The 25,998-nt window shown below is 69.6% G+C and carries 16 protein-coding genes; 10 read left to right on the top strand and 6 right to left on the bottom strand.

The window, feature by feature from the left end; genetic code table 11:
- Window positions 1-112: 112 nt before the first annotated feature.
- A complete protein-coding gene (locus ACXJLH_RS13535; RefSeq protein ID WP_457444636.1) occupies window positions 113-832 on the bottom strand; it encodes a substrate-binding periplasmic protein in 720 nt (239 codons plus the stop codon).
- An 89-nt stretch (window positions 833-921) separates the two neighbouring features.
- Window positions 922-2,445, bottom strand: coding sequence for a glycine betaine ABC transporter substrate-binding protein (locus ACXJLH_RS13530; RefSeq protein ID WP_457444634.1), 1,524 nt, complete (start codon window positions 2,443-2,445; stop codon window positions 922-924).
- Between the two features lie 130 nt (window positions 2,446-2,575).
- On the opposite strand from ACXJLH_RS13530, the gene ACXJLH_RS13525 reads away from it, so the two are divergent.
- Window positions 2,576-2,779, top strand: a complete 204-nt coding sequence (locus ACXJLH_RS13525) for a hypothetical protein (RefSeq protein WP_056198956.1) — start codon at window positions 2,576-2,578, stop codon at window positions 2,777-2,779.
- A gap of 55 nt (window positions 2,780-2,834) precedes the next feature.
- On the opposite strand, the gene ACXJLH_RS13520 is transcribed toward ACXJLH_RS13525, so the two are convergent.
- Both ACXJLH_RS13520 and ACXJLH_RS13515 read right to left on the bottom strand, forming a co-directional pair.
- Window positions 2,835-11,336 (bottom strand): GH36-type glycosyl hydrolase domain-containing protein, encoded by an 8,502-nt coding sequence (locus ACXJLH_RS13520; protein WP_457444632.1) that lies wholly within the window; start codon window positions 11,334-11,336, stop codon window positions 2,835-2,837.
- A gap of 173 nt (window positions 11,337-11,509) precedes the next feature.
- Entirely contained in the window at window positions 11,510-11,848 is a 339-nt protein-coding gene (locus ACXJLH_RS13515) for a thioredoxin family protein (RefSeq protein ID WP_457444630.1), read from the bottom strand.
- Between the two features lie 89 nt (window positions 11,849-11,937).
- On the opposite strand from ACXJLH_RS13515, the gene ACXJLH_RS13510 reads away from it, so the two are divergent.
- The 8 genes from ACXJLH_RS13510 to ACXJLH_RS13475 all read left to right on the top strand — a co-directional run bounded on the left by ACXJLH_RS13510 (window position 11,938) and on the right by ACXJLH_RS13475 (window position 20,885).
- On the top strand, window positions 11,938-12,186 hold the full coding sequence (locus ACXJLH_RS13510; protein ID WP_157281708.1) for a hypothetical protein: 249 nt from the start codon (window positions 11,938-11,940) through the stop codon (window positions 12,184-12,186).
- Between the two features lie 286 nt (window positions 12,187-12,472).
- Entirely contained in the window at window positions 12,473-14,107 is a 1,635-nt protein-coding gene (locus tag ACXJLH_RS13505) for a methyl-accepting chemotaxis protein (RefSeq protein ID WP_457354131.1), read from the top strand.
- Between the two features lie 18 nt (window positions 14,108-14,125).
- Window positions 14,126-14,587, top strand: a complete 462-nt coding sequence (locus ACXJLH_RS13500) for a chemotaxis protein CheW (protein ID WP_457444628.1) — start codon at window positions 14,126-14,128, stop codon at window positions 14,585-14,587.
- Window positions 14,587-15,831 carry a CheR family methyltransferase gene (locus tag ACXJLH_RS13495; RefSeq protein ID WP_457444626.1) on the top strand — a complete coding sequence of 415 codons (1,245 nt, stop codon included), beginning with the start codon at window positions 14,587-14,589 and terminating at the stop codon, window positions 15,829-15,831. The genes ACXJLH_RS13500 and ACXJLH_RS13495 overlap by 1 nt, the downstream gene beginning before the upstream one ends.
- A 7-nt stretch (window positions 15,832-15,838) precedes the next feature.
- Complete coding sequence (locus tag ACXJLH_RS13490; protein ID WP_457444624.1) at window positions 15,839-16,567, top strand: chemotaxis protein CheW; 729 nt, start codon at window positions 15,839-15,841, stop codon at window positions 16,565-16,567.
- A 70-nt stretch (window positions 16,568-16,637) separates the two neighbouring features.
- On the top strand, window positions 16,638-18,821 hold the full coding sequence (locus ACXJLH_RS13485; protein WP_457444622.1) for a hybrid sensor histidine kinase/response regulator: 2,184 nt from the start codon (window positions 16,638-16,640) through the stop codon (window positions 18,819-18,821).
- Window positions 18,818-19,867 carry a chemotaxis-specific protein-glutamate methyltransferase CheB gene (cheB, locus tag ACXJLH_RS13480; RefSeq protein ID WP_457444620.1) on the top strand — a complete coding sequence of 350 codons (1,050 nt, stop codon included), beginning with the start codon at window positions 18,818-18,820 and terminating at the stop codon, window positions 19,865-19,867. The genes ACXJLH_RS13485 and cheB overlap by 4 nt, the downstream gene beginning before the upstream one ends.
- Window positions 19,854-20,885: a diguanylate cyclase gene (locus ACXJLH_RS13475; protein WP_457444618.1), complete on the top strand. Its 1,032-nt coding sequence runs from the start codon at window positions 19,854-19,856 to the stop codon at window positions 20,883-20,885. The genes cheB and ACXJLH_RS13475 overlap by 14 nt, the downstream gene beginning before the upstream one ends.
- A 50-nt stretch (window positions 20,886-20,935) precedes the next feature.
- Here ACXJLH_RS13475 and ACXJLH_RS13470 read toward each other — a convergent pair whose 3' ends face one another.
- Window positions 20,936-21,853 carry a LysR substrate-binding domain-containing protein gene (locus tag ACXJLH_RS13470; protein ID WP_457444616.1) on the bottom strand — a complete coding sequence of 306 codons (918 nt, stop codon included), beginning with the start codon at window positions 21,851-21,853 and terminating at the stop codon, window positions 20,936-20,938.
- 364 nt (window positions 21,854-22,217) lie between these two features.
- Here ACXJLH_RS13470 and ACXJLH_RS13465 point away from each other — a divergent pair, with 364 nt between their 5' ends.
- Window positions 22,218-23,480, top strand: a complete 1,263-nt coding sequence (locus ACXJLH_RS13465; RefSeq protein ID WP_457444615.1) for a M20/M25/M40 family metallo-hydrolase — start codon at window positions 22,218-22,220, stop codon at window positions 23,478-23,480.
- A gap of 109 nt (window positions 23,481-23,589) precedes the next feature.
- Here ACXJLH_RS13465 and ACXJLH_RS13460 read toward each other — a convergent pair whose 3' ends face one another.
- Window positions 23,590-25,761 carry a carboxy terminal-processing peptidase gene (locus tag ACXJLH_RS13460; protein WP_457444613.1) on the bottom strand — a complete coding sequence of 724 codons (2,172 nt, stop codon included), beginning with the start codon at window positions 25,759-25,761 and terminating at the stop codon, window positions 23,590-23,592.
- Window positions 25,762-25,998: the final 237 nt, after the last annotated feature.

Below are 25,998 nucleotides of genomic sequence, written 5' to 3'. Positions count from 1 at the left end.
AGCCTGGTTTTGGTGGCGTGGCTGCAGCCGGGCAGGCGCACCGCGTGGATGCGCCAGGCGGGCAAGGGTTGGCAGTGGCTGCCGCTGGACTACAGCAGCCAGGTGCGCTGAATCAGGGCAAAGGCCGGATGCTGACGCCCAGGCTGCCGGCCGGGTGGGCCTCGTTGAAGAGCTGCCACACGCGCCCGTTGCGTGCCATCTGGCCGAAAGCCTGGCGCAGCAGGCGCCGGTCGGCTTCGACGAGGCCGCGGCGTGACAGATACAGGCCGCTGGCGTGCCAGCCCAGTTCCTCCAGCGGCTCGACACGCAGGCGCTTCAGCAACGGCGTCAGCTCGGGCTCATTGACCAGCGTGCCGACCAGGATGGACGCCGTCATGACGCTGGCCTGGGCCAGGCCCTGGCGCAGTGCGCGGGCGACGCCGGTGGGGTCGGCCTCCTCGACGAGGCGCTGGCGCTGGCGCAGCGTTGCGATGGCACCGTCATAGGCCGGACCGAAAGAGAAGCCGCGCACGACGACGAGCTTGTAGTCCGGCTGGGCCAGCAGCTCGGCCAGCGAGCGCGGTACGGGCGTGTCGGCGTCCAGGGTCAGCAGGCTGGCCCGCACCTGGATCAGTGGCACGAACTCGCCCACGGCATCACGTGCGGGATTTGATGAGGCCGGCATGAGGATGTCGGCCTGACCAGCGTCGAACATCGTTTGCAGCCGCGCCCGTGGCACCTTGTGGATATTGAACTGGCAGGGCGCGCTGGCCGCCACTTCGCGCAGCAGCGTCGGATAGATGCCCTGGGCGCGCCCGTCCTCGAAGTTGACGCTCAGGCCGATAGGGGCCATGGGTACGTTGAGGGGGCGCGAGCAGCCGGCCTCGGCGGTCATTGCCACCAGCCAGCCCAATAGCCACAAGCCCGATCGCACCCTTGCGTTCATGCCCCTCGATCCCGAGATTCTTGTGGCCCATTGTGCGCGACCCGGCGTTCCAGCGCATCAAACAGCAGTTGCACGATGACGGCCAGGGCCGCGGCGGGCAGGGCGCCGGCCAACATCAGCTTGCTGTCGTTGACGGCCAGGCCCGCGACGATGCGCTCGCCCAGGCCGCCCGCGCCGACGAAGGCCGCGACGGTGGCCGTGCCGACGTTGGTGACCGCTGCCGTCTTCACCCCTGCCATCAGCGTGGGCAGGGCCAGTGGCAGCTCAATGGCGCGCAGCGTCTGGCGGCGGGTCAGGCCCAGCGCCAAGGCGGCATGGGTCAGCCCGCCGGACACGGCCTGCAGCCCGGCATGGGTGTTGCGCACGATGGGCAGCAGCGCATAGACGAACAGCGCCAGCAGGGCCGGCACGAAGCCGATGCGGCCAACCAGGGCGATCAAGAAGGCCAGCAGGGCGAGCGAAGGCAGGGTCTGCAGCAGGCCCGTCACGGCCATGACGGGCGCCGCCAGCCGCGGCAGGCGATGCGCCGCAATGCCCAGGGGCACGGCCACGGCCACGGCCAGCGCGAGCGAGGCCAGCACCAGGGCCAGATGCTGGGCGAGCAGCTTGGGCAGATCGGGTGCAAACAGTCGGTCCATCAAGCCCTGGTGTCCCGTGCCGCCCGAGTCTGACCGCAGGAAGCCGTGCGCCACGTCGGCAAAGGGCCGGCCGTCCAGCTCGGCGGCGGCGTTCAGGCGGGTCATTTCGGCTTCGGGCAGGCGGCCGGCCAGGCCCTGCAACGGCTTGTCGTCGACCGCCGTCCGCATCAGCAGCACCGCGTCGTAGCGCGGGAAGAAGCCGCGGTCATCGCGCAGCACCCGCACGGGCTGGCGGGCGAGCTGGGCGTCGGTGGTGTAGACGTCGATGAGGTCGACCTGGCCATTGGCGAGGGCTTGATACGCCAGACCATGGTCCAGGCCGGCGCCGGGTTGCAGCTTCAGGCCGTAGGCGCGCTGCAGCGCCGGCCAGCCGTCGGCGCGGGCCAGGAACTCGTGCGACAGGCCAGCCTTGAGTGCCGGCGGTGCCTTGGCGGCAAGCTCGGAGATCGTCGTGATGCCCAGCCGCGCCGCGTCGGCCTCGCGCAGGGCCAGGGCATAGCTGTTGTTGAAGCCCAGTGGCACGCCGGCCTTCAGGCCCAGCGGCTTCAGCCACGCGTTGATCTGCGCCAGCGGTGCCTGCGCATCCGCAGATGACTCGCGCTTGAGCAACTCGCGCACGATGGTGCCGGTGTACTCCGGGTAGAGATCGATCTGGCCTTGCTGCAGGGCCGCGGCCAGGATGGCGGTATTGCCCAGGCCCTGGCGGTGTTCAGCGGCGACACCCTGACCGACCAAGGTCTGCGTGACGATCTCGCCCAGCAGATAACTCTCGGTGAAGCGCTTGGAGCCGACTTGCAGCGCCGCTGGCGCGGCCTGCGCCATGCCGGCAAACCACGCGGTTAGCAGGGTCAACAACCAAAGTGCTTGCCGGCTGGTGCTCATTGCCGCATGGTGCCTCATGGCATGCGTCGCAATGTCAGACAAGGCCTACACGCGGGCCCCTTCGTGTCCGAATGCAACGAAGCCAGGTTCTCTCTACAGTTGAAGGCATCGTTTTCAGAGGAGGTCATCCATGTCTCGCGCCACCGATCATCTGCTGCGTCAGCACCTGGACAGCCTGGGCGTTCACCTGCGCCAGTGCCGCACGCTGTCAGACCGCAAGCAGCGCATGCTGTGCTCGCTGGAATTCCTGGACAGCGCCATCGGCGACCGGCTGTTCACGACCGTCGTCTTGGGTAGCGTCCTCATGGCTGTGGTGTTGAGCTTGGTCGTCTGATCCTCCCCTGATTCGCTACGGCGGCCCCTTTCGGGGCCGCTTGCTTTTTGGGGCTTCAAAACGCTGCCGCCGGTTCCGGCCTGCGGGCCGGCAGGGCATCGGTGACTGGCACCCAAAGCTGCAGGTCGCCTTCGACCTCCCCGAGCGCCAGCGTCGATCCTGGCACCAGGGTGCGGTAGCCGGCGGGCGGCGCGGTGCCGGCGCCCGTCGGGGCACGCTGCAGCAGCAAGTCGATACGCCGACCCTGGTGCACCAGGCGCAGCCGCGCCTCGGGCCAATGGGGCGGCAGGCAGGGCTGCACGCGCAGCAGGCCATCGGCCAGCTTGACGCCGCACAGCGATTCGACCGCCGCGCGCAGCAGCCAGCCGGCGGCGCCCGTGTACCAGCTCCAGCCACCGCGGCCGGCGTGCGGCGCGGCGGCTTCGATATCACCGGCCACGGCGAAGGGCTCCAGCCCATAGGCCGCGCCGTGCGCGCCGCGGTGGGCCGGGCTGATGGCCGTGAAGGCCGCCCAGGCGCGCTCGGCCTGACCGAGCTTGGCGCTGGCCATCAGGGCCCAGGTGGCGGCGTGGTTGTACTGGCCGCCGTTCTCGCGCACGCCGCCGGGGTAGGCCTGGATGTAGCCCGCCGGTGGCTGGTGATGCTGCAGCGGCGGCCACAGCAGGCGCAGCAGGTGGGCATCGCGGTCATGCAGCTCGCGCCAGGCGCTGTCCAGGGCCAGGCGGGCGCGGTCGGCCTCGGTGACGCCGGTCAGCACGGCCCAGGCCTGCACGATGAGGTCGATGCGGCATTCGCTGTCGTCATGGGTGCCGAGGACGCTGCCGTCATCGAACCAGCCGCGGCGGTACCAGCGGCCGTCCCAGGCCTCGGCGTCCAGGGCCTTGGCCAGCTTGTCGCGTGCCTGGCGCCAGCGCGCCGCGCGGGCCTGCTCGCCGCGGGCGATGGCCAGCGGGTGCAGGGCGTCGATGACGGCGCACAGGAAGAAGCCCATCCACACCGACTCGCCCTTGCCCTCGGCGCCGACGCGGTTCATGCCGTCGTTCCAGTCGCCGGTACCGAACAGCGGCAGGCCATGGACGCCGACGGGCAGGCTGACATCGATGGAGCGCGCGGCGTGCTCGTAGATGCTGGCCTGCTCGTCGCTGATGGCCGGCACCTCGTAGATGTCCTCGGCGCCCTCGGGCACGGGGCGTCCCTGCAGGAAGGGCAGCATCTCGTCGGCCAGCGACGTATCGGCGGTGCGCTCGACGTACAAGGCCAGCGCCAGCGCCAGCCACAGCCGGTCGTCCGCGAAATGCGTGCGCACGCCGGCACCGGCCGGCTCATGCCACCAGTGCTGCACGTCGCCGGGCGGGAACTGGTGGGCTGCGTGGCGGCGGATCTGCGCGGCCAGGCGCTCGGGTGCATGCTGCACCAGGGACATGGCGTCCTGCAGCTGGTCGCGGAAGCCGAAGGCACCGCCGGCCTGGTAGAAGCCGGCGCGCGCCCAGATGCGGCAGCCCAGCACCTGGGCCGGCAGCCAATGGTTCACCAGCGCGTCGAAGGCGGGGTCGGGCGTGGCCACCTGAACGGGCGCGCTCAAGGCCCGCCAGACCTCGCGCTGGGCGGCCAGCCGGTGCAATGGGTCGGCCGCCCAGGCGTTGGCGGCCTGCTCGCGGGCGGCGGGCAGGCTCTGCGCATGGCCGAGCAGCACCGTGCCATGCCAGGCGTGGCCGGGCTCCAGGCGGATCGGCACCGCCAGCAGGGCAGCCGGGTCGGTGGCAGCACCGGCCTGGCCATCCAGTGCGTGCGGCATGACGAGGCGGCCCTCGTCGTCGAACAGCAGGCGGCGGTCGCCGCTGGCCTCAATGGCGGCCGTCCACGGGTGCGGCCGGTTCAGGTCGGGCGTGAAGCCGGCGTCCGCGGGCCAGGGCCACAGGGCCTGATCGCTGGCCAGGCTGTTGATCTGGTCGGCCGTCGCATCGCCCTCGCGGGTCGGGCGCAGTGCCATCCAGGCCGTGTGGCCGCCGAAGCCATTGAGCCCATCGGCCTGCGTGGCCAGGGCCAGCAGCGGACCGTCACCCTGGGGCGGTTCCAGTCGCGTCACGACACTGCGGCGCGCACCACTGTCCATGCCCAGCTGCCACTGCGCGGCGGCCAGCAGCCGCAGCAGGCGCGGCGGGCGGCCGGGCGCCGCGTGCAACTCCACCTGGCATTGCTTGACGGCGGTTGTTGCGTCCACCGTCCAGCGCAGGCGCACCACCATGCCTGGCAGCTGGAAAGCCATGGCCGTAGCCCCTGGCAGGTGGGACACGTTCTGGTGCGGGCTGGCGCGGCCGAGCAGCCAGGCCTTGCCGCTGGACAGGCAGTGCAGGATCAGCCATTCGCCGGGCGAGTCCAGCAGCGCATCGTTGGACCAGGGCGTGATCTGGTGCAGCCGGCTGTTGCCGGCCCAGGCCATGCCGGCACCGCGCTCGGACACCTGGCAGCCGAAGTTCTCGTTGGCGATGACGTTGATCCACGGCCGCGCCGGCTGGCTTTGCTCGGTCAGCTCGAAGCGGCAGGCACCGCTGTCGGCCTCGAAGTCGCTGTCTGGCGCCTCGGCGCCGGGCGGGGCGGCGAGGGCGGACACCAGCGTCGCGCCGGCGCCGCGCCGGGCCTTGGCGGCTTGCTCGTGGCTCTGGCCCAGGCGCTCGAGCTGCTGGGCCAGCGGCCGGCCATCGGCAAACCAGCGCACGCGCGCCAGCATGTTGAGGGCAAAGCGCGTGTCCGGGCCCACGGTCTCGTCCGACAGCACATGCACGCGGCAGCGCCCATGGGTCTGCTGCTCGGCGAGAGACCGCAATGCGCGCGACACCGGCGCCAGATAGGACGGCGGCTCGGCGTCCAACACGACGACGTCCACTGGCAGCGGGCTGCCCTGGGCCTGCAGCAGCGCGCACAGCTCGCGCACCATGATGACGCCGGTGGGATCGGCCACGCGCATCAGGATGATGGGGTCGTCCCCCGAGATGCCATGGCGCCACAGCGCATCGCGCTCGTAGCCGGTCTCGGGCAGAGGCAGGTTCTCGCGGGCGGCCTGCGAGGTCAGCAGGGTCTGCAGCGTGAGGCCGGCCCGCCAGGCGCCCGGCGCGAGGCTGGCGCCTTGGGTGCGCACGCCGGCCATGGTGTGGGCCAGCGTCAGCGCACGCTCGACGAGGGCCGGCTGACGCAGCTTGTCCAGCAAGTGGCTGAGCGTCTGCGGCTCGCGAGCGGCGGCGGTGGCCAGCGTCAGCGTCACGCTGGCACCGGGCGGCAGCTGCAGCACCAGGTGCAGCAGCGAGATCGGGTCGTTGCCGGTGTCCAGCATGCCAGACGCGGTGTTGAGGCCGGTCACATCGGTGCCCAGCAGCGCTTGCACGCCGGCATGCGCAATGACGCCGCCGGGCTGGCCGGGCATGCCGCCGCGGGCCAGCCAATGGGCACGGTCGGCACCGGCGCGCACACGGTCCAGCCGCGCGCCGCCCTCGAGCTCCACGCCCACCAGCGCATGCACCGCGTGCAGGGGCGCCTCGTTGGGGCTGCGCGGCAGGCGCTGCCAGTTCAGGGCCTGCTGGCCGGGCTCCCAGCGCGCCTGCAGGAAGAGCTTGCCGAAAGCCGGGTGGGCCAGGTCGGCCTTGGCCGGCGCCAGCACGGGCTCGAAGCTGGATACCAGCGCCAGGCGGCGCGGCCGATGGGCGAGGTTGCGCAGCGTGATGCGGCGCAGCTCGACGTCGTCCTCGACGGCCACCCAGGCCTCGGTGTGGGCGTGCAACTCCTCGCCCTCGGCCGTGAACTGCGCGCTGGCGGGGTGCAGGCGGCAGCCATAGCGCCATTGCGGGCCGGGCGTGGGCCGCAGCGTGAGCGATCGCCAGGGGCTGGACTCGGGCGCGCCGTTCCAGTGCAGGTCCAGGTCGCGCAGATGCAGGTGGTGGCCGAGCAGGTCCTGCGGCAGATCGTCGCGCCAGCGGCTCACCAACACCAGTGAACCCGGCTCGCCCCAGACCAGCGTGCCGCCGCCATGCTCGCGCACCATCGCGCTGAGGCGCCCATGGCCCAGCCAGGCGGTGGCGGGCAGGGCGCGGCCATGCAGCTCGGGCACGACCAGCGAGATGCGGGCGCGGCGCGGTGCGCTGCGAGTCGGCTGTGGCGGCGGTTCGCGCAACGGCGCCACCTTGTGCGGCGCGCGCTCGTGCAGCAGCCAGCGCACGGCGCACAAGCGCGGCTCGGCGTCAGCCCAGCGCTGCGGCGCGCCGCCGCACAGCACCTCGGTCAGCGCGACGAGTGACATGCCGTGGTGGTGGGCCATCGTCGTGCCGATGCGCTGGAAGCGACGCCCCGTCTGCGTTGCGTCGCTGGTGGCTTCAGGCTGGCGGCCGACGGTGTAGTCCAGCGCTTCCATGAAGCCGCCCTCATGGCGAGCCCCCAGGGCCTGCAGCGCGCGCAGATTGGCGACGGCCGCGCGCGGCATCACCATGGTCGCCATCAGGCTGGCATACGGTGCGATGACGATCTCTTCCACCGGCGTGTCGCGCAGTGCCAGGCTGGCCACGCCCTGCGGGCCGTACTGGTAGGCCAGGCTCCGGTCGCGCTTGGCATAGGCGCTCTCGGACACGCCCCAGGGCAGGCCGGCCGCACGCCCGGCGCGGATCTGCTCCATGACGGCCGCGCGAGCGGCTTCCGCCAGCGCGCTACCGGTGGGCTCGTCCAGCACCAGCGAGGGCATCAGCATCTCGAACATCGAGCCCGACCAGCTCTTCAGCCCAGTGACGCGACCGCGCGAGAAGAAAGGGCGGCCCAGCGCACCCCAGTGCGCCGGCGGGATGTCGCCCTTGGCGATGGCCACCAGGCTGGCCAGCCGAGCTTCGGAGGCGAGCAGGTCGTAGTGGTTCTGGTCCAGCCGCTCGGTGCCGGGCTCGGAGCCTTGCGCCGCGACGGCGCCGATGTGCAGCAGGTGGCGCTGCGGGTCGTAGAGCCAGCTGAAGTCGTGGGCCAGCGCAAGGGCGCGCGCCCGCATGGCGACGGCGTTCAGCGCCTCGGCCACGGCCGGCGGCGGCGGCATGCCCTCGCCCCCGCGCGCAAAGCCCTCGCAGGCCGCCGCGACCACCAGCAGATGGGCGCAGAGGTTGCCGCTGTCCACGCTGGAGATGTAGGGCGGCTCCAGCACGCCCAGGCGCTGGGTGTCGATCCAGTTGTAGAAGTGGCCGCGGTGGCGGGGCAGCTTGTCCAGCGTGTCCAGCGTGCGGCCGATGCGCTCGGCCAGGCCGACGTCATGCAGCCAGCCGAACTCGCGCGCGCAGCAGGCCGACAGCAGGTACAGGCCGATATTGGTGGGCGAGGTGCGGTGGGCGACGGCGATGTCGGGGTCGAACTGCACGTTGTCGGGCGGCAGATCGTTGTCGTCCTTGGTGACCCAGCGTTCGAACCAGCGCCAGGTGTCGCGGGCGACGCTGAGCAGGTACTGGCGCTCGTCGTCGGTGATGGCCTCGCGGCGCGGCCGGGCGCGTGGCCGGCTGGCCAGGCCTATCCACAGCGGCGTCAGTGCCCAGGCCAGCAGCAGCGGCAGGGCCTGGTCCCAGTCGACGGGGCGGCCGATCAGGGCCGGCGTCATCAGCAGCAAGGCCAGCGCGCCGGTGGCAAAGGTCACATGCTTGTGCTGGCGCCACAGCGAGCGCCAGTCGGTGCGCGCCGCGGCTTCCGCCGCGTCGGCGGTGGTCCATTCCAGCAGATGCTGGTGGCTGACACGCTGGCGCCACAGCGCGCGCACGATGGCGTCGATGCTGAGCCAGCTTGCCGCCGGAAGCAGTGCGATGTGCCAGACGACGCCGCCGATGGCGCGCCCGAGTTCAATGGCCGCCTGCCGGTAAAAGCGCGGCAGCGAGATGCGGTCGCCCGAGGGCGCGCAGGCCGCCAGGGCGCCCATCAACGGCCCGGCGCCGAAGGTGGCAGCCACCAGCCCCAGTGCCCACGCCGGCGCCAGGCCCAGGCCCATCCACGACGCGACCAGCAGCAGCAGGGCGGCCGGGGCGACGAGGGAGCGGCGCAGGTTGTCCAGCATCTTCCAGATGTGGATGCCGTGCAGGCCCCAGCGGCGTGGGTGGCCGAGGAAGGGCAGCAGCTGCCAGTCGCCGCGCGTCCAGCGGTGGATGCGCGAGGCCGCCACGTCGGCATGCATGGGGGCGGGCTCCACCAGCACCACGTCGCTGACGCCGGCGCAGCGCATCAGCGAGCCTTCCAGCAGGTCGTGGCTGAGCACCTGGCCCTCGGGCAGGCGGTGGGCCAGCACCTGCGCTGCGGCCTGCACGTCGATCAGTCCCTTGCCGGCGGCGCTGCCTTCGTCGAACAGGTCCTGGTAGACCTCGGAGCTGGCGGCGCTGTAGGGGTCCAGCCCCGGCTGGCCGGCGAACAGGCTGTGGAACCAGGTGCCATGCACCGTGGAGCTGCCGGCGGCGGTGGCCAGCGGCGTGGCCACGCGCGGCTGCAGCATGCCGTGGCCGCGCACGACGGTGACGGCGCCGCTGGATGTGCGGCTCAACCGTGGGCGGTTCAGCGGGTGGGCGGCGATGGCGACCAGCTCGCGCAGCGCGCCGGGGGGCAGGGCGTTGTCGGCATCCAGCGTGACGATGTGGCGGATGTCCGGTGCGGGCGTGGACAGCTCGCCCAGGTCGACAAAGCGGTCAGGCAGCAGCTCGGGCGGCTGACCGGCCAGCAGGGCGGCCAATGCCTCGGTCTTGCCGCGCTTGCGCTCCCAGCCGATCCAGCGCTGCTCGGTCTCGCTCCAGCGCCGCTCGCGGTGCAGCAGCAGGAAACGCGGCCGGCCCTCGCAGGCCGTGCCGTGGCGCTGGTTCAACGCCTCGATGCCGGCGCGCGCCTGGGCGAGCAGGCCCGCGTCCTGGGGCTGGTGCTCGGCCTTGGCATCGGTCCAGTCGCTGAGCAGCGCGAACTGCGCCTCGTCTTCCAGGTTGGCCAGGTGGTGGCGCTCCAGCTGGGCGAGCAGGGTCGCGATGCCTTTGGACCGCGTCAGCATGCAGGGAATGACAACCAGGCTGCGCGCCCCGGCCGGAATGCCGTGATGCCAGGTCAGGCGCGGCAGCTGCGCCGGCGCTGCGGACTCGCTGATGAGGCGGTTGGCCAGCGCGACCACGGCCTCGCTGGCCGGCAGCAGCGACAGCAGCACGGCGGCCACCACCATGGGCCAGCCGGCGCCCGGGGGCAGGCCCAGCAGCAGCAACGTCAGCTCGGCCAGGATCAGCAACCCTGCCAGGCTGGTCAGATAGAGGGCGACACCGTGGCGGCGCAGCCCGGCGGCAAAGCGCTCGCCGGCGGTAGGCTTGAGGCGAAGTTCGCTCAGCAGGCGTTCGCGGCCAGGGCCGGACAGCCAGTACAGCGGGGCGCGCTCTTCTGCGTCCTCGGCCCAGGCGGGGTCGTTGCAAAGCAGGCGCAGCACCTGGGCCACGTCGGCCTCGGGTACGTTGTGGCGCTCGGTCAGAGCCTCGATCGCGTGCATGGCCATGTCGCGCGTGGCCTCGTGCTCCTGGCGGTAGACGGCAATGTGGCCCAGGGCGCGCAGCGTCGGGTGCACGGCCTCGAACAGTCCGGCCCAGTTGGCCGCGCCGAGGTTGCGCAGGCTGCTGATGGCGTTGCGAATGCTCTGGTGGTCGGCCGCGCTCTCGGCCTGCTCGCTGGCCTGCGCAGCGGCTGGGTCGGGCAGCGCCTCGGCCAGCCAGGCGTGCACGGCCGCCCAGGACGAGTCATCGGAGTCACGCTGCTCGGCTTGGCCCAGGGCGCGGTCGGTCAGCCGCTCGTGCAGGCGCAGGGCCAGGGCCGTGATGGCAGGGTCGCGCGGCCAGGCCGATTGCCATTGCTGCAGCTGGTTGCGCACCGCTGCCGCGTCCAGCTGCGGCAGCGCCTCGAACAGGTGCTGGGCGGCGCGGCGCGCCAGATGACGCCAGGCGGCGCGCTCGGCCAGGCGGCGCAGGTTCTCCACCAGCACGACGCGCAGCGTGGACGGCAGGGCCCACAGCTCGCGCAATGTCAGCGCCTCGGCCTCGTGGTGGCCGGCCAGGAAGTGGTGCAGCAGGGCCAGGTCCAGCGAGCTGTCCGCGTGGGCCACCCAGGCCCAGGCGACGCCATAGATGCGCGGCAGGCCCTGCAGCGGTTCGTCGGCCAGCCGGGGCAGGCGCTGGAAGTAGCTGCGCGGCAGGTCGTGCAGCACCTCGTCGAGCTGCTGCTGCACGATGCGGGCGTTGTCCAGCAGCCAGGCGTGGGCGGGGTCGATGTCGGCCTGCAGGCCTTCCTCGGACAGCACGCTCAGGGCGGCGGCCCAGACCTGCAGATTGCTGCGCAGCCGCGGCGAGAAGGGGCGGGGCTGCTGCCGCGGGTCGTCCACGCGCTGGGCCGCGGCCAGGCTGCGGCCATGTTCGGCAAAGCGGTCGGCACCGAACTGCACCGCTCGTACCGGGGCAGCGGCCGCTTCGGCGCCGCCGGCGAGGCGCAGGAAGGCTTGTGCAGCGCCGGTGGGCGTCAGGTCACGCGGCGGGTGTTGCGGCGGTGCGGACATGCTCCGACTTTGGGTGCCGGCGCGCCGCCGGCACAGCAGCATGCGTCGCGTGTCTCTGTCAGCGCAGTCCTACATCTCCCCCATGAAAAACGTGGGTTCTGCCGCATCGTGGAAAGGCAGCAGCTTTTGTCAGCTCGGACAGGCCGTTTTGCGCGGCCTTGACCCTGGCCGGCTCAGGCTTCGCTGCGCAGGCGCGAGGCCAGCTCGACGTAGGCCGGTTCGACGGGCGTGGGCCTCGCGTCCGCCAGGTGCGCCCGCAGCACGCGCCTGAGCGTCTCGGGCTGCGGCGTCAACGGCCCGGCGAAGCGGATGTGCTCGCCGTCGGCGATGAGCAGCGTCGGGAAGGTCTCGATGTCCAGGTCGCCGATGAGTTCGGCTTCGTCCTCGATGTCGATCCAGCGCACATGCAGGCCGGCCTGGGGCAGTTCGGCGCAGGCGGCTTCGAAAATTTCTTGGTAGGACTCGCAGGTGCGGCACCAGGCGGCGCAGAGGCAGGCGATGTGCAGGGGCATGGGCCAATATGGTGCCATGGCGGGACAACGGGCTGTCGTCGTGCTGGAATTCGACAGACTATGCTGCCCTCAACCCATGGAGAGACCAGATGCACAACAACACGCTCCAACCCGCATTCCTGAGTTCGCTGATGACAGCCGGAGCGAACCTCGAGCTTATCTACAACGACCTGGCGCCTCATGCCAACGACAGGATGACGGCGGCGTTGGCACTGGCCAAGCACGCCAAGGAAACTCAAAGACAGCTCAGGTTCATCGGCATCAGTGCCGGTACGTCGGGCATCAAGCATCTGGCCGAGGAGGGTGAGGGCTACGTCACCTTCTCTCTCGTGTACTGATCGTCAATCGAGCGCCGCCAGTGCCGGCTCTGGGCCATTGCCCATTGCGCGAAGGCTTGCAGCTCGGACGAGCCTTCCCGGTCGGCCCATTGGCAGAGGTAGAAGCCGCGCCCCCGATGACAAAAAGCCGCTGAAGGCGCGACGAGCCGCCCGGCGGCCAACTCCATTTCTTCGCTCGGGATGTTCGGCACCGCACGGAGATCGCGTTAGACAGGGCGTACGGTGAGCTGCATTGCGTCGACTTGCCCGCCGGGCTGGATGACGCATGGCGAGGGAGCCGAACTTGATGAATATCTTGACCGTGAGGCACCGCATCCTCGCCAGCTTCGCCGCCGTGCTGGTGTTGATGATCGTCATGGGCGCCGTCATCTATTCCCGCCTCGCTCGCGTGGCGCAGGACGCGACCGTCATCCAGAAGGAGGCCTTGCCCGGCATGCTGTACAGCAGCCAGCTGCTGGCCGCCTGGCAAGAGAACTTCGCGTTGACCCAGGAGCAGGTGTTCGAGAAGGATGAAACCGAGGCGCGCAAGATCGAGTCGCAGTTGCAGGTCAACCGGGCTCGGCTGGAGACCCTGGCCAAGAGCTACGAGAGCACCATCTTCTCGGCCGAGGATCGCGAGAACTACGAGGCGTTCAAGAACCTCCACGTTGCCAATCCTTACCTGCGCACGCAGGACGACATCCTGAAGCTGAGCGCGGCCAGCAAGCGCGACGAGGCCCGGGCGCTGCTGCACAGCCAGCTTGACCCGCAGTACAACAAGCTGCGCGCCGCCGTGCAGTCCGTCGTCGACTACAACATGGCCGATGCCGAGGCGGCAGGCCGGCAGATCATGAGCGCGGTCGCAACGGCCAACATGGCCATCCTGGTCAGTCTCGCCGCGGCACTGTTGCTGGCGCTTGCGCTCGGCTATGTCCTGCTGCAATCGATCACCCGGCCGTTGCACCGGTTGCTCACCGCCACCGACGCGATCAGCACCGGTGACTTGACGCAGCGGATGAACCTGGAGCGGCGCGACGAGTTCGGCACGCTGGCGCAGGGGTTCAACCGGATGACGGAGAAGCTGACGGAGCTGTTCGGCCAGGTCCAGCAGTCCGGCATCCAGGTCAACACCTCGGCGACCGAGATCGCCGCCACATCCAAGGAGCAGCAGGCCACCGCCAGCGAAATCGCTGCGACGACCACCGAGATCGGCGCCACCTCCAAGGAAATTTCCGCCACGTCGCGCGCGCTCGTGAAGACGATGAGCGAGGTGTCGCAGGTCGCCGAGGAGACCGCCTTGCTGGCCGGCGGCGGGCAGGAAGGCTTGCAGCGCATGACCGAGACCATGCACAACGTGATGGAGGCGGTCGGCTCGATCAACGCCAAGCTCGCCGTGTTGAGCGACAAGGCCGGCAACATCAACCAGGTCGTCACCACCATCACCAAGGTGGCCGACCAGACCAACCTGCTGTCGCTGAACGCGGCCATCGAGGCCGAGAAAGCCGGCGAATACGGGCGCGGCTTTGGCGTGGTTGCCACGGAGATCCGCCGGCTCGCCGACCAGACCGCAGTCGCCACCTACGACATCGAACAGACGGTCAAGGAGATGCAGTCCGCGGTGTCGGCCGGCGTGATGGGCATGGACAAGTTTTCCGAGGAGGTGCGCCGCGGCATGCAGGAGGTGCAGCAGGTCGGCGCGCAGCTGTCGCAGATCATCTCGCAGGTGCAGGCCCTGGCGCCGCGTTTCGAGGCCGTCAGCGAAAGCGTGCAGACGCAGGCGACCGGCGCCGAGCAGATCAGCCAGGCACTGACACAGTTGACCGAAGCCGCCCAGCAGACCGTCGACTCGCTGCGCCAGTCGGGCCAGGCGATCGACGGCTTGCACCAGGCGGCTGGCGGGCTGCGCAGCGGCGTCTCGCGCTTCAAACTGGCGCAGGCCTGAGGCCCGAGGGCCGGCCGGATGCTGTTCATCCTCTTTCAGATCGGCAGTGAACGCTACGCCCTCGACGCGGGCCAGGTCGTCGCCGTCCTGCCGCGGCTTGGCGTGAAGGCAATCGCGCTCGCGCCGTCGACGGTGGCCGGCCTGTGCGACTACCGAGGTGTGCCGGTGCCGGTCATCGACCTCAGCGAACTCGCGCTCGGCCGCCCGTCAGCGAACCGCCTGAGCACGCGCATCGTGCTCGTGACTTTCCCCGATCCCGCAGCCGGCCCGCACCTGCTCGGCCTGTTGGTCGAAAGGGCGACGCAGACGCTGCGCCGCGAGCCGGCGGAGTTCGTTGCGGCCGGCGTCAACGTCGACGCAGCGCCCTGGCTCGGCCCGGTGACGACCGACGCGCAGGGGCTGATCCAGCGCGTCGAGGTGCAGGGTCTGCTTCCGGCGTCGCTGCGCGCGATGTTGTTCGACGAGGCCGGGGCAGCGTGATGGACATGACCCGTTTCGAGCAATTGCTCAAGCAGACGATGGGCCTGGATGCGGCCTCGATCGGATCGGCGTCCGTCGAGCGTGCGGTGCAGGAGCGGCTGTCGGCCTGCGGGCTGGCGGACGCGCAGGCCTACTGGGAACGGCTCTGCGGCTCGAGCGTCGAGTTGCAGGAACTCATCGAGGCGGTGGTCGTGCCCGAGACCTGGTTCTTCCGCGACCCGGCGGCCTTCGTGGCGCTGGCGCGCCTGGCCAGCGAGGAAGCGCCTGCTCAGGCGCAGGGCGTGCTGCGCTTGCTGAGCGTGCCGTGCGCGACCGGCGAGGAGCCCTATTCGATGGCCATGGCATTGCTCGACGCCGGCTTTCCGGCCAATGCGCTGCGCATCGATGCCGTCGACATCAGCCTGCGTGCGCTGGCGCGGGCGCAGGTTGCGGTCTACGGCCGAAATTCGTTTCGCGGCAGCGACCTGGCGTTCCGTGATCGCCACTTCATCGCGACGGCGGGCGGCCACAGCCCGACGGAGGCGGTGCGCGGGCTCGTGCAATTTCGACCGGGCAACCTGCTGGACGGCCTCGTGGCCGGGACGGGGCTCTACGACGTCATCTTCTGCCGCAACGTGCTGATCTACTTCGACCGCGTCACGCAGGATCGCGCCATCGCGGTGCTGGGCCGGCTGCTCGCGCCGCGCGGCTGGCTGTTCGTCGGCCCGTCGGAGACGGCCCTGCTGTCGGATCACGGCTTTGTCTCTGCAAAGCTTCCGCTTGCGTTCGCCTTTCGCAAGGGGCCGTTACCCGGCAGTGTCATCAAGGCCCGTGCAGCCCCCGCGCCAGGCTGGGTCGCGCATGCTCCGGCCCCGGTGGCCGCGGCCCCGCGGCCCGCCCGGTTTCGGGCGCCGACGCCGGCTGCCGCGCCGCGAGTGGCTGCGCAGGCCGAAGCGGCGACCGGCATGGCTCGCGCACGGCGCCTCGCCGACGAAGGCCACCTCGCCGAGGCCGCATCGCACTGTGAAGCGCATCTGCGCGAGCACGGGCCCACGGCCGATGCGTTCAATCTGCTCGGCCTGGTGCGCGACGCAAGCGGCAACACGGGCGATGCGGCCGACCAGTACCGCAAGGCGCTCTATCTGAACCCGAATCACCACGAGGCGTTGATCCACCTTGCCCTGCTGCTGCAAAAGCAGGGCGACGCGGCCGGCGCGCGGCGCTTGCAGCAGCGCGCGAGCCGGCTGCAACCAGGCGGGGCTTGACATGAACATGCAAGTGGCCCTGGACGACTGCTGGAACCGCATCGGCATTCGCGGCGATGGTTCCTGCCCGGAACTGAAGCAGCACGTGCACTGCAGCCACTGTCCAACCCACGCCGCCGCCGCGCTGGCCTTACTGGACCGGCAGGCGCCGCCCGGCTACCTCGCCGACTGCACCCGCCACATGGCGCAGGCTCACGAGGCTGGGCTGGCCGAGGTGGGCTCGGCGGTCATCTTTCGCATCGGTGCCGAATGGCTGGCCCTGCCGACGCCGGTGTTCCAGGAAGTCGCCGCCTTGCCGGCGATCCATTCGCTGCCGAGCCGGCGCGGCGGCGTCGTGCAGGGTGTGGCCAACGTGCGGGGCGAGTTGCTGGTCTGCGTATCGCTGGGCAGCGTCCTCGGCCTGGCGCACGTCGCCGAGACGGGGCACGCACGGCAACGCCTGACACTGCGGCGCCTGGTGGTGATCGGCCTGGACGGCCAGCGCCTGGGCTTCGCGGTCGACGAAATGCACGGCATTCAGCGCTTCGATCCGGCCACGCTGAAGCCAGTGCCTGCCACCGTCGCGCGTGCCACGGCGACCTACTCCAAGGCGATCCTGGCCTGGCACGAACCCGCCACCCGGCCGCCCGAACGCGGGCGAACCCCTCGAGAAGCGCCAGGGGGCAGCAATGAGCGCGCGGTCGGCCTGCTCGACGAGCAACTGCTGCTCTACACCATTCAACGGGGCCTCGCATGAGCCCCGCCCGGCCGCCCGAAGGGGCTCATTCCCGCTTGGCGGGATGGCGCGCAGCGCCTAGGGAGCCCCAATGAGCAGCGTCGATCTCAGCGACCTGTCGATGCTGGACCTGTTTCGCATCGAAGTGGAGAACCACGCCCCGTTGCTGACGCAGGGACTGCTGGCCCTGGAGCGCAGTCCGGACGCCGCCGACCAGCTCGAGTCCTGCATGCGCGCCGCCCATTCGCTCAAGGGTGCCGCCAGCATCGTCGGCATTGGCGCCGCGGTGGAAGTGGCGCATGCGATGGAAGACTGCTTCGTCGCCGCTCAAACGGGCCGGTTGCGGCTGCGCCAACGTCAGATCGACCCGTTGCTCGCGGGTGTGGACCTGCTCGCGCGCCTGGGCCGGACCGCCGGGACGGACCCTGGCGACGCGCTGCAGGTGAAGGCCTTCGTCGACGCCCTGAAGACCGCGATGCTGGCCGGCGACGAAGACGACCCGGCGCCCGACGCGGCAGCGCCGGTGCTGCAGGCAGCGGTGGCGCCGCCCGCGGCGGCACCAGCGCGCGACGCCTCGGACCGCGTCGTGCGCGTCACCGCCGACAACCTGAATCGGCTGCTCGGGCTGGCCGGCGAATCATTGGTGGCCGCAAGGTGGCTCACGCCTTTCGCCAACTCACTGCTGCGGCTCAAGCGGCTTCAGCATGAGGTTGCGCAAGAGCGGGCCGCACCGCCCGAGGTCAGGCGCCGCATGCTGGAGTGCGAGCAGCTGTTGGCTCAGGGGTTGGTCGATCTGGAAACTTTCGAGCGGCGCTCGGCCGACCTGTCGCGCCGGTTGTACGACGAGGCGGTGGCCTGTCGGATGCGGCCATTCGCGGACGGTGTTCAAACCATGCCCCGCATGCTGCGCGACCTGGGGCGCTCGCTGGGCAAGCAGGTCAGGCTCGAAATCGTCGGTGCCGCGACGCCGGTGGACCGCGACGTGCTCGAGAAGCTGGATGCGCCGCTGGGCCACCTGCTGCGTAATGCGCTGGACCATGGCATCGAATTGCCTGGACAGCGACACGCCGTGGGCAAACCCGCGGAAGGCGTCGTGCGGCTCGAGGCGCGCCACAGTGCCGGGGCGTTACAGATCACCGTGTCCGATGACGGCGGCGGCATCGCCCTGGACGCACTGCGCAGCGCCGTCGTCGAGCGCCGCCACGCCAAACCCGAGGTCGCGGCCGAGCTCTCGGAGTCCGAGCTGCTGGAGTTCCTGTTCCTGCCGGGTTTCACGCTCAGCCGGCGGGTGACCGAGGTCTCCGGGCGGGGCGTCGGGCTCGACGTCGTGCAGGACATGGTCAAACAGGTGCGCGGCAGCGTTCGCGTGTCGACGCAGCCGGGCCTGGGCACGCGCTTCCAGCTGCAATTGCCGCTCACGCTGTCGGTAGTGCGCACGCTGCTCGTGCACATCGGCGGCGAGCCGTACGCCTTCCCGCTGGCGCGCATTTTCCGCGCCCTGAAAATCGCGCCACAGCGGGTCGAGTTGCTCGAGGGGCGGCAGCACGTCGAAGTCGACGGACGACGCGTCGGCCTGGTCACTGCGCACCAGTTGCTGCAGGTGGACGCGCCCCAGGCCTTGGCGGGCGACTTGTCGGTCCTCGTCGTCGGCGACCACGAGGACATCTACGGCTTGGTGGTGGACCGTTTCCTCGGCGAATGCGAGCTGGTGGTGCAGGCGCTCGACCCGCGCCTGGGCAAGGTCAAGGACGTCAGCGCCGGCGCGCTGATGGAGGACGGATCGCCGGTGCTCATCATCGACATCGAGGACATGATCCGCTCGGTTCAGAAGCTGATCGCGTCCGGCCAGCTGAGCCAGGTGCGGCCAGGCACCGGCGCCGCCGGGGCGAGCAAGCGCAAGCGCGTGCTGGTGGTCGACGACTCGCTGACGGTGCGTGAACTCGAACGCAAGCTGCTGGCCCAGCACGGCTTCGACGTCGAGGTGGCCGTCGACGGCATGGATGGCTGGAATGCGGTGCGCACCGGCCACTTCGACCTGCTGGTGACCGACATCGACATGCCGCGCATGGACGGCATCGAGCTGGTCACGCTGGTCAGGAAGGATCCGAACCTGAAGTCGCTGCCGGTGATGATCATGTCGTACAAGGATCGCGACGAGGATCGCCGGCGCGGGTTGGAAGCCGGGGCCAACCACTACCTGACCAAGGGCAGCTTCCACGACGAGACGCTGCTGCAGGCGGCCGTGGACCTGATCGGAGAGGCGGTCGTCACATGAAGATCGCCATCGTCAACGACCTGCCGCTGGCCGTGGAGGCCTTGCGGCGCGTGCTGGCGCTGAGGCCGGAACACCGCGTCATCTGGGTGGCCGAGAACGGCGCGCAGGCGGTGCAGCGCTGCGCGGAACAGCGGCCCGACCTCGTGCTGATGGACCTGCTGATGCCGGTGGTCGACGGGGTCGAAGCGACACGGCGCATCATGGCGCAGACGCCGTGCGCCATCCTGCTTGTCACCTCCAACATGGGTGCCAACACCGCCCGCGTCTTCGACGCGATGGGCCACGGCGCGCTCGACGTCGTCGACACGCCGACGCTGGCCGGCACCGACCCGCACGCAGGCGCCGCACCGCTGCTGGCGAAGATCGAGATCATCGGCAAGCTGATCGGCGACAGCGCCCCGGCCCGGGTCGACGCCGCCCGGTCCGCTGCGAGGTCGCGCAAGAGCTGCCCGCAACCCTTGATCGCCATCGGCGCCTCGGCGGGTGGCCCGGCGGCGCTGGCCACCTTGCTACACGGCCTGCCGGCAGATTTCCCGGGTGCCGTCGTCATCGTGCAGCATGTGGACGAGCAGTTCGCCGCCGGCATGGCGCAGTGGCTCGGGCAGCATTCGACGCTGCCGGTGCGGGTGGCCGCGGAAGGCGACCGGCCCGCCGCGGGCGTGGTGTTGCTCGCCGCCACCAACGACCATCTGCGGCTTGTGGCGGGCGGGTGCCTGGCGTACACGCCGATCCCGCGGGAGTACGTCTACCGTCCCTCGGTCGACGTGTTCTTCCACAGCGCCTGTGCGCTGTGGCGGGGCGGCGTCGTCGGCGTGCTGTTGACCGGCATGGGACGCGACGGCGCACTCGGTTTGAAGGCGCTGCGCGACCAGGGGCACCACACCATCGCGCAGGACCAGGCGAGTTGCGCCGTCTACGGCATGCCGAGGGCCGCCGTGGCGCTGGACGCTGCGGTGGACGTCCTGCCCATCGACGCGATCGCACCGCGGCTGCGCGCTGCGCTTTGCATGCAACCAGAACCAGGAGGCCATGATGATCGACCTTGATATGAAGAGCCTCGACGTCCCGAAGCCATCGGCGGCCAGGCGCCGTCCCGTCATGGTGCTGCTGGTCGACGACCAGGCGATGATCGGCGAGGCCGTGCGCCGCGCGCTGCTGAGCCACGCGGACATCGATTTCCACTACTGCGCCGATCCCGCGAAGGCGATCGCCTTGGCCGAGCAGATCGGGCCGACGGTGATCCTGCAGGACCTGGTCATGCCCGGCATCGACGGCCTGACGCTGGTTCGCCGCTACCGCGCCAACGCGGCCACCATGGACATCCCGATCGTGGTGCTGTCGACCACCGAGGACCCGGCGGTGAAAAGCGAAGCGTTCGAGGCCGGTGCCAACGACTATCTCGTCAAGCTGCCGAGCCAGGTCGAGCTGGTGGCGCGCATCCGCTACCACTCCAGGGGGTATTCGATCCAGCTGCAGCGCGACGAGGCGTACCGGGCCCTGCGCGAGAGCCAGCAGCAGCTGACGGAGTTGAACATCGAGCTGCAGCGGTTGACCTACGTGGACGGGCTCACCGAGATCAGCAACCGGCGCCGGTTCAACGAGCACATCCAGATGGAATGGAGCCGGGCGCTGCGCGACCAGAGCACGCTCTCCGTGCTGATGGTCGATATCGATGATTTCAAGCAGTACAACGATACGTACGGCCACCCGGCCGGCGACGAGGCCTTGCAGAAGGTGGCGGGCACCTTGCACCTGAATGCCAACCGCTCGACCGATCTCGTGGCGCGCTACGGTGGCGAGGAGTTCGCGCTGGTCATGACGACCACGCCGGCGGCCGGGGCCAGTTTCATGGCCGAAAAACTTCGCCTGGCCGTGCAGGACCTTGAACTGGCGCAGGGTGATTCGGCGCCGGCCCGGCACCTCACGGTGTGCATCGGCGGCGCCTCGATGATCCCGCAGCGCGGTGGCTCATCCCTTGAACTCATCGAAGCCGCGGACAAGGCGCTCTACGAGGCCAAGCGAGGCGGGAAGAACCGCGCCGTGATGCAGGAGCGCAGTCATTGATGGACCGCCGCGGGACGAGGGTTACGTCACCTTCTCGCTCGTGTTGACCGTCAGTCGAGCGCGGCCAGGGCCTCGCGCCGCCAGCGCCGGCTCTCGGCCACCGCCCATTGCGCGAATGCATGGAGCTCGGACGAACCTTCTTGGTCGGCCCGCCGGCAGAGGTAGAAGCCGCGCCCCGACGACACCCAGCCGCTGAACGGCACGACGAGCTGCCCAGCGGCCAGCTCCCTTTCGATGAGGCAGAGCTGCACGACCGCGATGCCCATGTCGGCAACGACGGCCTCGATCAGTGCAGCGGCCAGGTCGAAGCCCGAGGCCAGTTGGGGCTGGCTCGCCTGCACGCCCTGGGCCTTGAGCCAGAGCGCCCAGTCGGCGGGATGGGCGCTGTGGTGCAGCAGCGGGTGCTGCAGCACGTCTTGCGGCCGGGTCAGCCGGGCAGCGCGCGCCGGGCGGCACACGGGGACCAGTTCGCGCCCGAGCAGGTATTGCGCGACGACGCCTTCGGGCCAGCGGCTGTGCGCGCTTGGCTTGGGGTTGATCCAGCAGTCGACGTCGTCGCGCTCGAAGCGGTCGTCGTGGCGCCAGCGGCGGAACTCGAGCTTGAGCTGCGGATGTTGCGCTTGCAACGCCGGCAGCCGCGGCACCAGCCAGCGCGCGTACAGCGACGGCACGGGCGCCATGCGCAGTGACGGGCCGGCAGGCGCCGCGTGCAAGGGAACGGCCCGTTCCAGCATGTCCAGGGCGGGCCTGATGCGGGCAAGGTAGCTGGCGCCCTCGGGCGTCGGGGTGACCTGGGCGCCGCCGCGCGCCAACAGCGCCAGGCCCAGCTCCGACTCGAGCCGCTGCACCGCCCGGCTGACTGCGCCCTGGGTGACGGACAACAGCTGCGAGGCGGCGGAGAAGCTGCCCAGCTCGGCCACGGCGACGAAGGCATGGAGTTCGGCCAGCGACGGCGAGCGAAAGCGCATGGGAGGGCCTGTTCGCACTACGGCAATGGGTCGCGAAGGCCCGTCGCCAGTGGCCAATCAAGGCGCAGCGCGCCGCCCGCACTCGCGTGCGGGCCAGCGATGCAACGCCGAGTGGCCCCTGGCGACGGACCTTCCCGAAGGGTTGTGACCAGAAAGGCCGGATGCTGTGTCGCAAATCCTCGCCGGGTAATGACCCGGCTTGCGGTTTGCGACTTGCCTGCAGCCTTTCTGGTCACAACGCGACCCATTGCCGTAGCGCGAATAGGCCCTATTACATCACTGCATAGGGTGGGGAAAACTTGTCGATGGGCGTTGTGAAAGGTCGCTGGCACAGTCCGCTCGGTCCCAGCTCCACGTCCTCGACATGCAACTTCGTACATTGATCGCCGCCGCCGCGTTGCTGGCGGCTTCGCTGGCCCAGGCGGCACCCACGTCCCAGCAACTGCAGGACCTGGCGAAGCAGGAGCAGCCCGCGCTGCTGGAGACCTTGCGGGCGCTGGTCGAGATCGAGTCCGGCAGCAAGGACCTGGACGGCCTGGCCTCGGTGGCCGGGCTGATCGCCGGCAAGCTCAAGGCCCTGGGCGGCGAGGTGTCGATGATCGAGCCCACGGAGGTGTACCGCATGGAGGACACGCCGGAGCGCCAGGGCCAGATGGTGAAGGCACAGTTCAAGGGGCGGGGCAGCAAGAAGCTGCTGCTCATCGCCCACATGGACACCGTCTACCTGAAGGGCATGCTGAAAGACCAGCCCTTTCGCATCGAGGGCGAACGCGCCTACGGCCTGGCCATCGCGGACGACAAGCAGGGCGTGGCCACCATCCTGCATGTGATCGCGCTGTTGCAGAAGGCGGGCATTGACGACTACGGCACGCTGACCGTATTGATCAACGGCGACGAGGAGATCAGCTCACCGGGCTCGCGCGCAACCATCACGCGCACCGCGGCCGACCAGGACATGACGCTGTCCTTCGAGGGTGCCGGCGCGCAGGGCGGTGTGCGCCTGGCGACCAGCGGCATCGGCTCGGCCTATCTGAGCGTGGAAGGCCGCTCCTCGCACGCCGGCGCAAGGCCGGAGGGTGGCGTCAACGCGTTGACGGAACTGGCTCATCAACTGCTGCAGATGCAGGACTTGTCAGAGCCGGCCACGGGCCTGAAGCTGAACTGGACGATGGCCCAGGCCGGCACCAACCGCAACGTGATCCCGGCCCAGGCCACGGCCCAGGCCGATGCGCGCGCCTTGCGTGTGGCGGACTTCGACCGCCTGGAGAAGGAGCTGCAGCGCCGCGTGCAGCAGCGGCGCCTGGCTGACGCCAAGGTTCAGCTCAAGTTCGAGGTGCGCCGCCCGCCGCTGGAGGCCACCGACGCGTCACGTGCGCTGGCCAAGCGTGCCCAGGCCATCTACGCGGAGCTGGGCCTGGCGATGCAGGTGGCGGAGGTTGCCACGGGCGGCGGCACGGACGCTTCCTTCGCGGCGATGCAGGCCCGAGGACCGGTGATCGAAGGCCTGGGTCTCACGGGCTTTGGCGCCCATTCCAACGATGCCGAGTACGTCGACATCCGCTCCATCGCCCCGCGGCTCTATCTCGTGACCCGACTGATCATGGAGATGTCGGGCGCGAACCCTTGAGGCAACCTGATGGGGGTCGTGCGCATTTGGGTGAAGATCCGCACCGAGTCCGGCAATGTGCGCGCCGCTCGACGTGGCCGCCTCCAGGTCAGGCCTCGGCCACCAACGGCTATTTCTCAGAGGAAACGTTCGGCAAGGTCATGACCACCTGGGGACGGATCGGTAGAGCGCTCGCCGCTGTTTGGGTCTGGCCTTCCTTCAATGCCGCGCTGTCGGAAAGGATACTGACAGCCTCGTCAAGAAGCGCATCGTTGATGGTCTTCCGGGTTTTTTCAGCGGCGAGATCCTTGTCCAGCTGGCGTTCGTTGAACTGCAAGCCGTCGTCGACCAGCGTGCCGCTCGCGCCCCTTCCCGCTTCACCCAGCTGGGCAGCCAGGCGCTTCTCCGAGGCAGCACGTTCTTTGCGTCGAACTGATTCACTGAGCGAAATCACGTTGTTCTTGCGACGCTCCTGTGCCTTGGCCACATCCTGCAGCAGGTTCTGGAAGTCAAGGGCGTGCTCGACGCGGGCTGCGTGCCAAGCCAACAGGCGGGGCAACTGCGTTTTGACGTCACCCACAGGCGAGTAGTCCACGGCTCGAATGTTGGTCCACGGCAGGGCATTGACGTAGCTCGACTCTCCGAACTCGGTGTCGTCGCTGGTTTGCGGAAAGAGGATGTCTGGCGTCACGCCACGGAGTTGGGTCGTCCCGCCATTCACCCGAAAAAACTGAGCGATGGTGAACTTCAGTTCACCGTACGTCGGCGCTGCGTTCTTGGCGATCTGGTCGAGGTTGGCGAGGGTCTGGACGGTGCCCTTGCCGAAGCTGCCCTCGCCGATGATCACGCCGCGACCGTAATCTTGGATCGCCGCGGCGAAGATTTCTGACGCCGAAGCCGAGCCCCTGTTGATCAGGACGCCCAGCGGCCCGCTCCATGCCAAACCAGCCTCGGCGTTCTTCTCGACAGTGATGTTGCCTCTTGCATCTCGGGTCTGAACGACCGGCAACTTGCCAACGAACATGCCCGTCAGGTTCACCGCCTGGCGCAGCGACCCGCCGCCGTCATTGCGCAAGTCGATCAACACGCCATCTACTTTCTGGGCCTTCATGTCGAACAGCAGCTTGCCCACGTCGTTCGCTGCGCCGCGGTAGTCCTTGTCGCCCTTTCTGAGTGCGTCGGTATCCTCGTAGAACGAAGGCAGGGTGATTACGCCGACCAGGCGCTTGCCTGCGCCCGTCGTGACGGAATAGATCTTGGCCTTGGCGGCGCTGTCCTGCACTGTGATGGTGTTGCGGACCAGTACGACGGTCCTGTTCGGCGCATCGGGCCCGCTGTCGGCCGGCAGGACGTCCAGCCGAACCGTCGAACCCTTCATGCCCCGGATCAACGCCACCGTGTCGTCAAGGCGCCTGCCGACGACATCCTCCATGGCGCCGGTCGCGCCTTGCGCGACGCCCACGATACGGTCGCCGACCTTCAACTGGCCCGACAGGCTCGCGGGCCCTCCTGGCACCAGCTCCCGGACGGTGGCGTAGTCGTCGATCTGCGTCAGAAGCGCGCCGATGCCCACCAGGGACAGTCGCATGGAGATGCCGAAGTTTTCCGCGGCGCGCGGTCCCAGGTAGTTCGTGTGTGGGTCGATCGCCATCGTGTAGGCATTCATGAAGGCCTGGAAGGCGTCGGCGCTTGTGATCTTGCCCAGGTTCTTCGATGCGCTGTCGTAGCGCTTGTCGAGAATCTTCACGATGGCCGGGTCGTCCCTGCCGGCAAGCTTGAGCCGCAACCACTCGTTCTTGACGCGCTTGCGCCAGAGGTCTTGGGACTCTGCTTCGGTCGCAGGCCAAGGCTGATCCTTGCGCTCGACCGTCAAAGATTCGTCTTGCCCGAAATCGAACCCCTTCTTGAGCAAGGTGCGGCCATAGGTCAGCCGCTCAGCCACCCGGCGTTCGTACAGGTTGAAGACCTCGAACGGCACCCGCAGGTCCTCAGCCAGGATCGCGTCGTCGAGCAAGATGCGGTTGCCTGACAGGCGATCGATGTCGGACTGCAGGAAGTACAGTTTTTCCGGATCGAGCGCCTTTAAATACTGGTCGAAGATCCTGGCCGACAACGCGTCGTCGAGCGAGAGGGGGCGGTAGTGGTAGCGAGACAGCAGGTCCGCAGCCAGATGGGCCGACTTGGCCTGCTGTGCCTCCGGCTTCAGCATCTGCGGGAAAGCCGCCGCGGAGCCTTCGGCAACAACTTGGGTTGCAGCCGTCAGCACGAGCACGAATGAAATCAGCGCTTGCTTCAATGTCACTTAATCCATTTGAACCAAAACATAGTCACAGGCCAGGCTTGACCAGCAACGATCGACGTCCGACCCGCCGGTCAGCGGCGGCTCTCATCCAAATCATTTGATGGACGTCCCCACGTTGACCTGCCCGGCCTCGATGGTGCCATGTTGCCTGGTCCGAGCACCGGGCGCGACGGAGACGGTCGTGCCGGCATGCGATTGCCGCCGCTCAGCCCGAGCGCGAGAAAGGGCTACGGCCGT

The organism is Roseateles sp. P5_E4 (assembly GCF_054049255.1).
Note: the sequence above shows the minus strand (reverse complement) of the source record. Positions and strands in the feature narration are given on the sequence as shown.

Excerpts from the sequence above, each read along its gene's own strand:
- ACXJLH_RS13485 (WP_457444622.1), top strand. The coding sequence starts at position 16,638 with ATGAGCAGCGTCGATCTCAGCGACCTGTCGATGCTGGACCTGTTTCGC.
- ACXJLH_RS13520 (WP_457444632.1), bottom strand. The coding sequence starts at position 11,336 with ATGTCCGCACCGCCGCAACACCCGCCGCGTGACCTGACGCCCACCGGC.
- ACXJLH_RS13515 (WP_457444630.1), bottom strand. The coding sequence starts at position 11,848 with ATGCCCCTGCACATCGCCTGCCTCTGCGCCGCCTGGTGCCGCACCTGC.
- ACXJLH_RS13475 (WP_457444618.1), top strand. The coding sequence starts at position 19,854 with ATGATCGACCTTGATATGAAGAGCCTCGACGTCCCGAAGCCATCGGCG.
- ACXJLH_RS13535 (WP_457444636.1), bottom strand. The coding sequence starts at position 832 with ATGGCCCCTATCGGCCTGAGCGTCAACTTCGAGGACGGGCGCGCCCAG.
- cheB (WP_457444620.1), top strand. The coding sequence starts at position 18,818 with ATGAAGATCGCCATCGTCAACGACCTGCCGCTGGCCGTGGAGGCCTTG.
- ACXJLH_RS13495 (WP_457444626.1), top strand. The coding sequence starts at position 14,587 with ATGGACATGACCCGTTTCGAGCAATTGCTCAAGCAGACGATGGGCCTG.
- ACXJLH_RS13470 (WP_457444616.1), bottom strand. The coding sequence starts at position 21,853 with ATGCGCTTTCGCTCGCCGTCGCTGGCCGAACTCCATGCCTTCGTCGCC.
- ACXJLH_RS13510 (WP_157281708.1), top strand. The coding sequence starts at position 11,938 with ATGCACAACAACACGCTCCAACCCGCATTCCTGAGTTCGCTGATGACA.
- ACXJLH_RS13525 (WP_056198956.1), top strand. The coding sequence starts at position 2,576 with ATGTCTCGCGCCACCGATCATCTGCTGCGTCAGCACCTGGACAGCCTG.
- ACXJLH_RS13490 (WP_457444624.1), top strand. The coding sequence starts at position 15,839 with ATGCAAGTGGCCCTGGACGACTGCTGGAACCGCATCGGCATTCGCGGC.
- ACXJLH_RS13465 (WP_457444615.1), top strand. The coding sequence starts at position 22,218 with ATGCAACTTCGTACATTGATCGCCGCCGCCGCGTTGCTGGCGGCTTCG.
- ACXJLH_RS13500 (WP_457444628.1), top strand. The coding sequence starts at position 14,126 with ATGCTGTTCATCCTCTTTCAGATCGGCAGTGAACGCTACGCCCTCGAC.
- ACXJLH_RS13530 (WP_457444634.1), bottom strand. The coding sequence starts at position 2,445 with ATGAGCACCAGCCGGCAAGCACTTTGGTTGTTGACCCTGCTAACCGCG.
- ACXJLH_RS13505 (WP_457354131.1), top strand. The coding sequence starts at position 12,473 with ATGAATATCTTGACCGTGAGGCACCGCATCCTCGCCAGCTTCGCCGCC.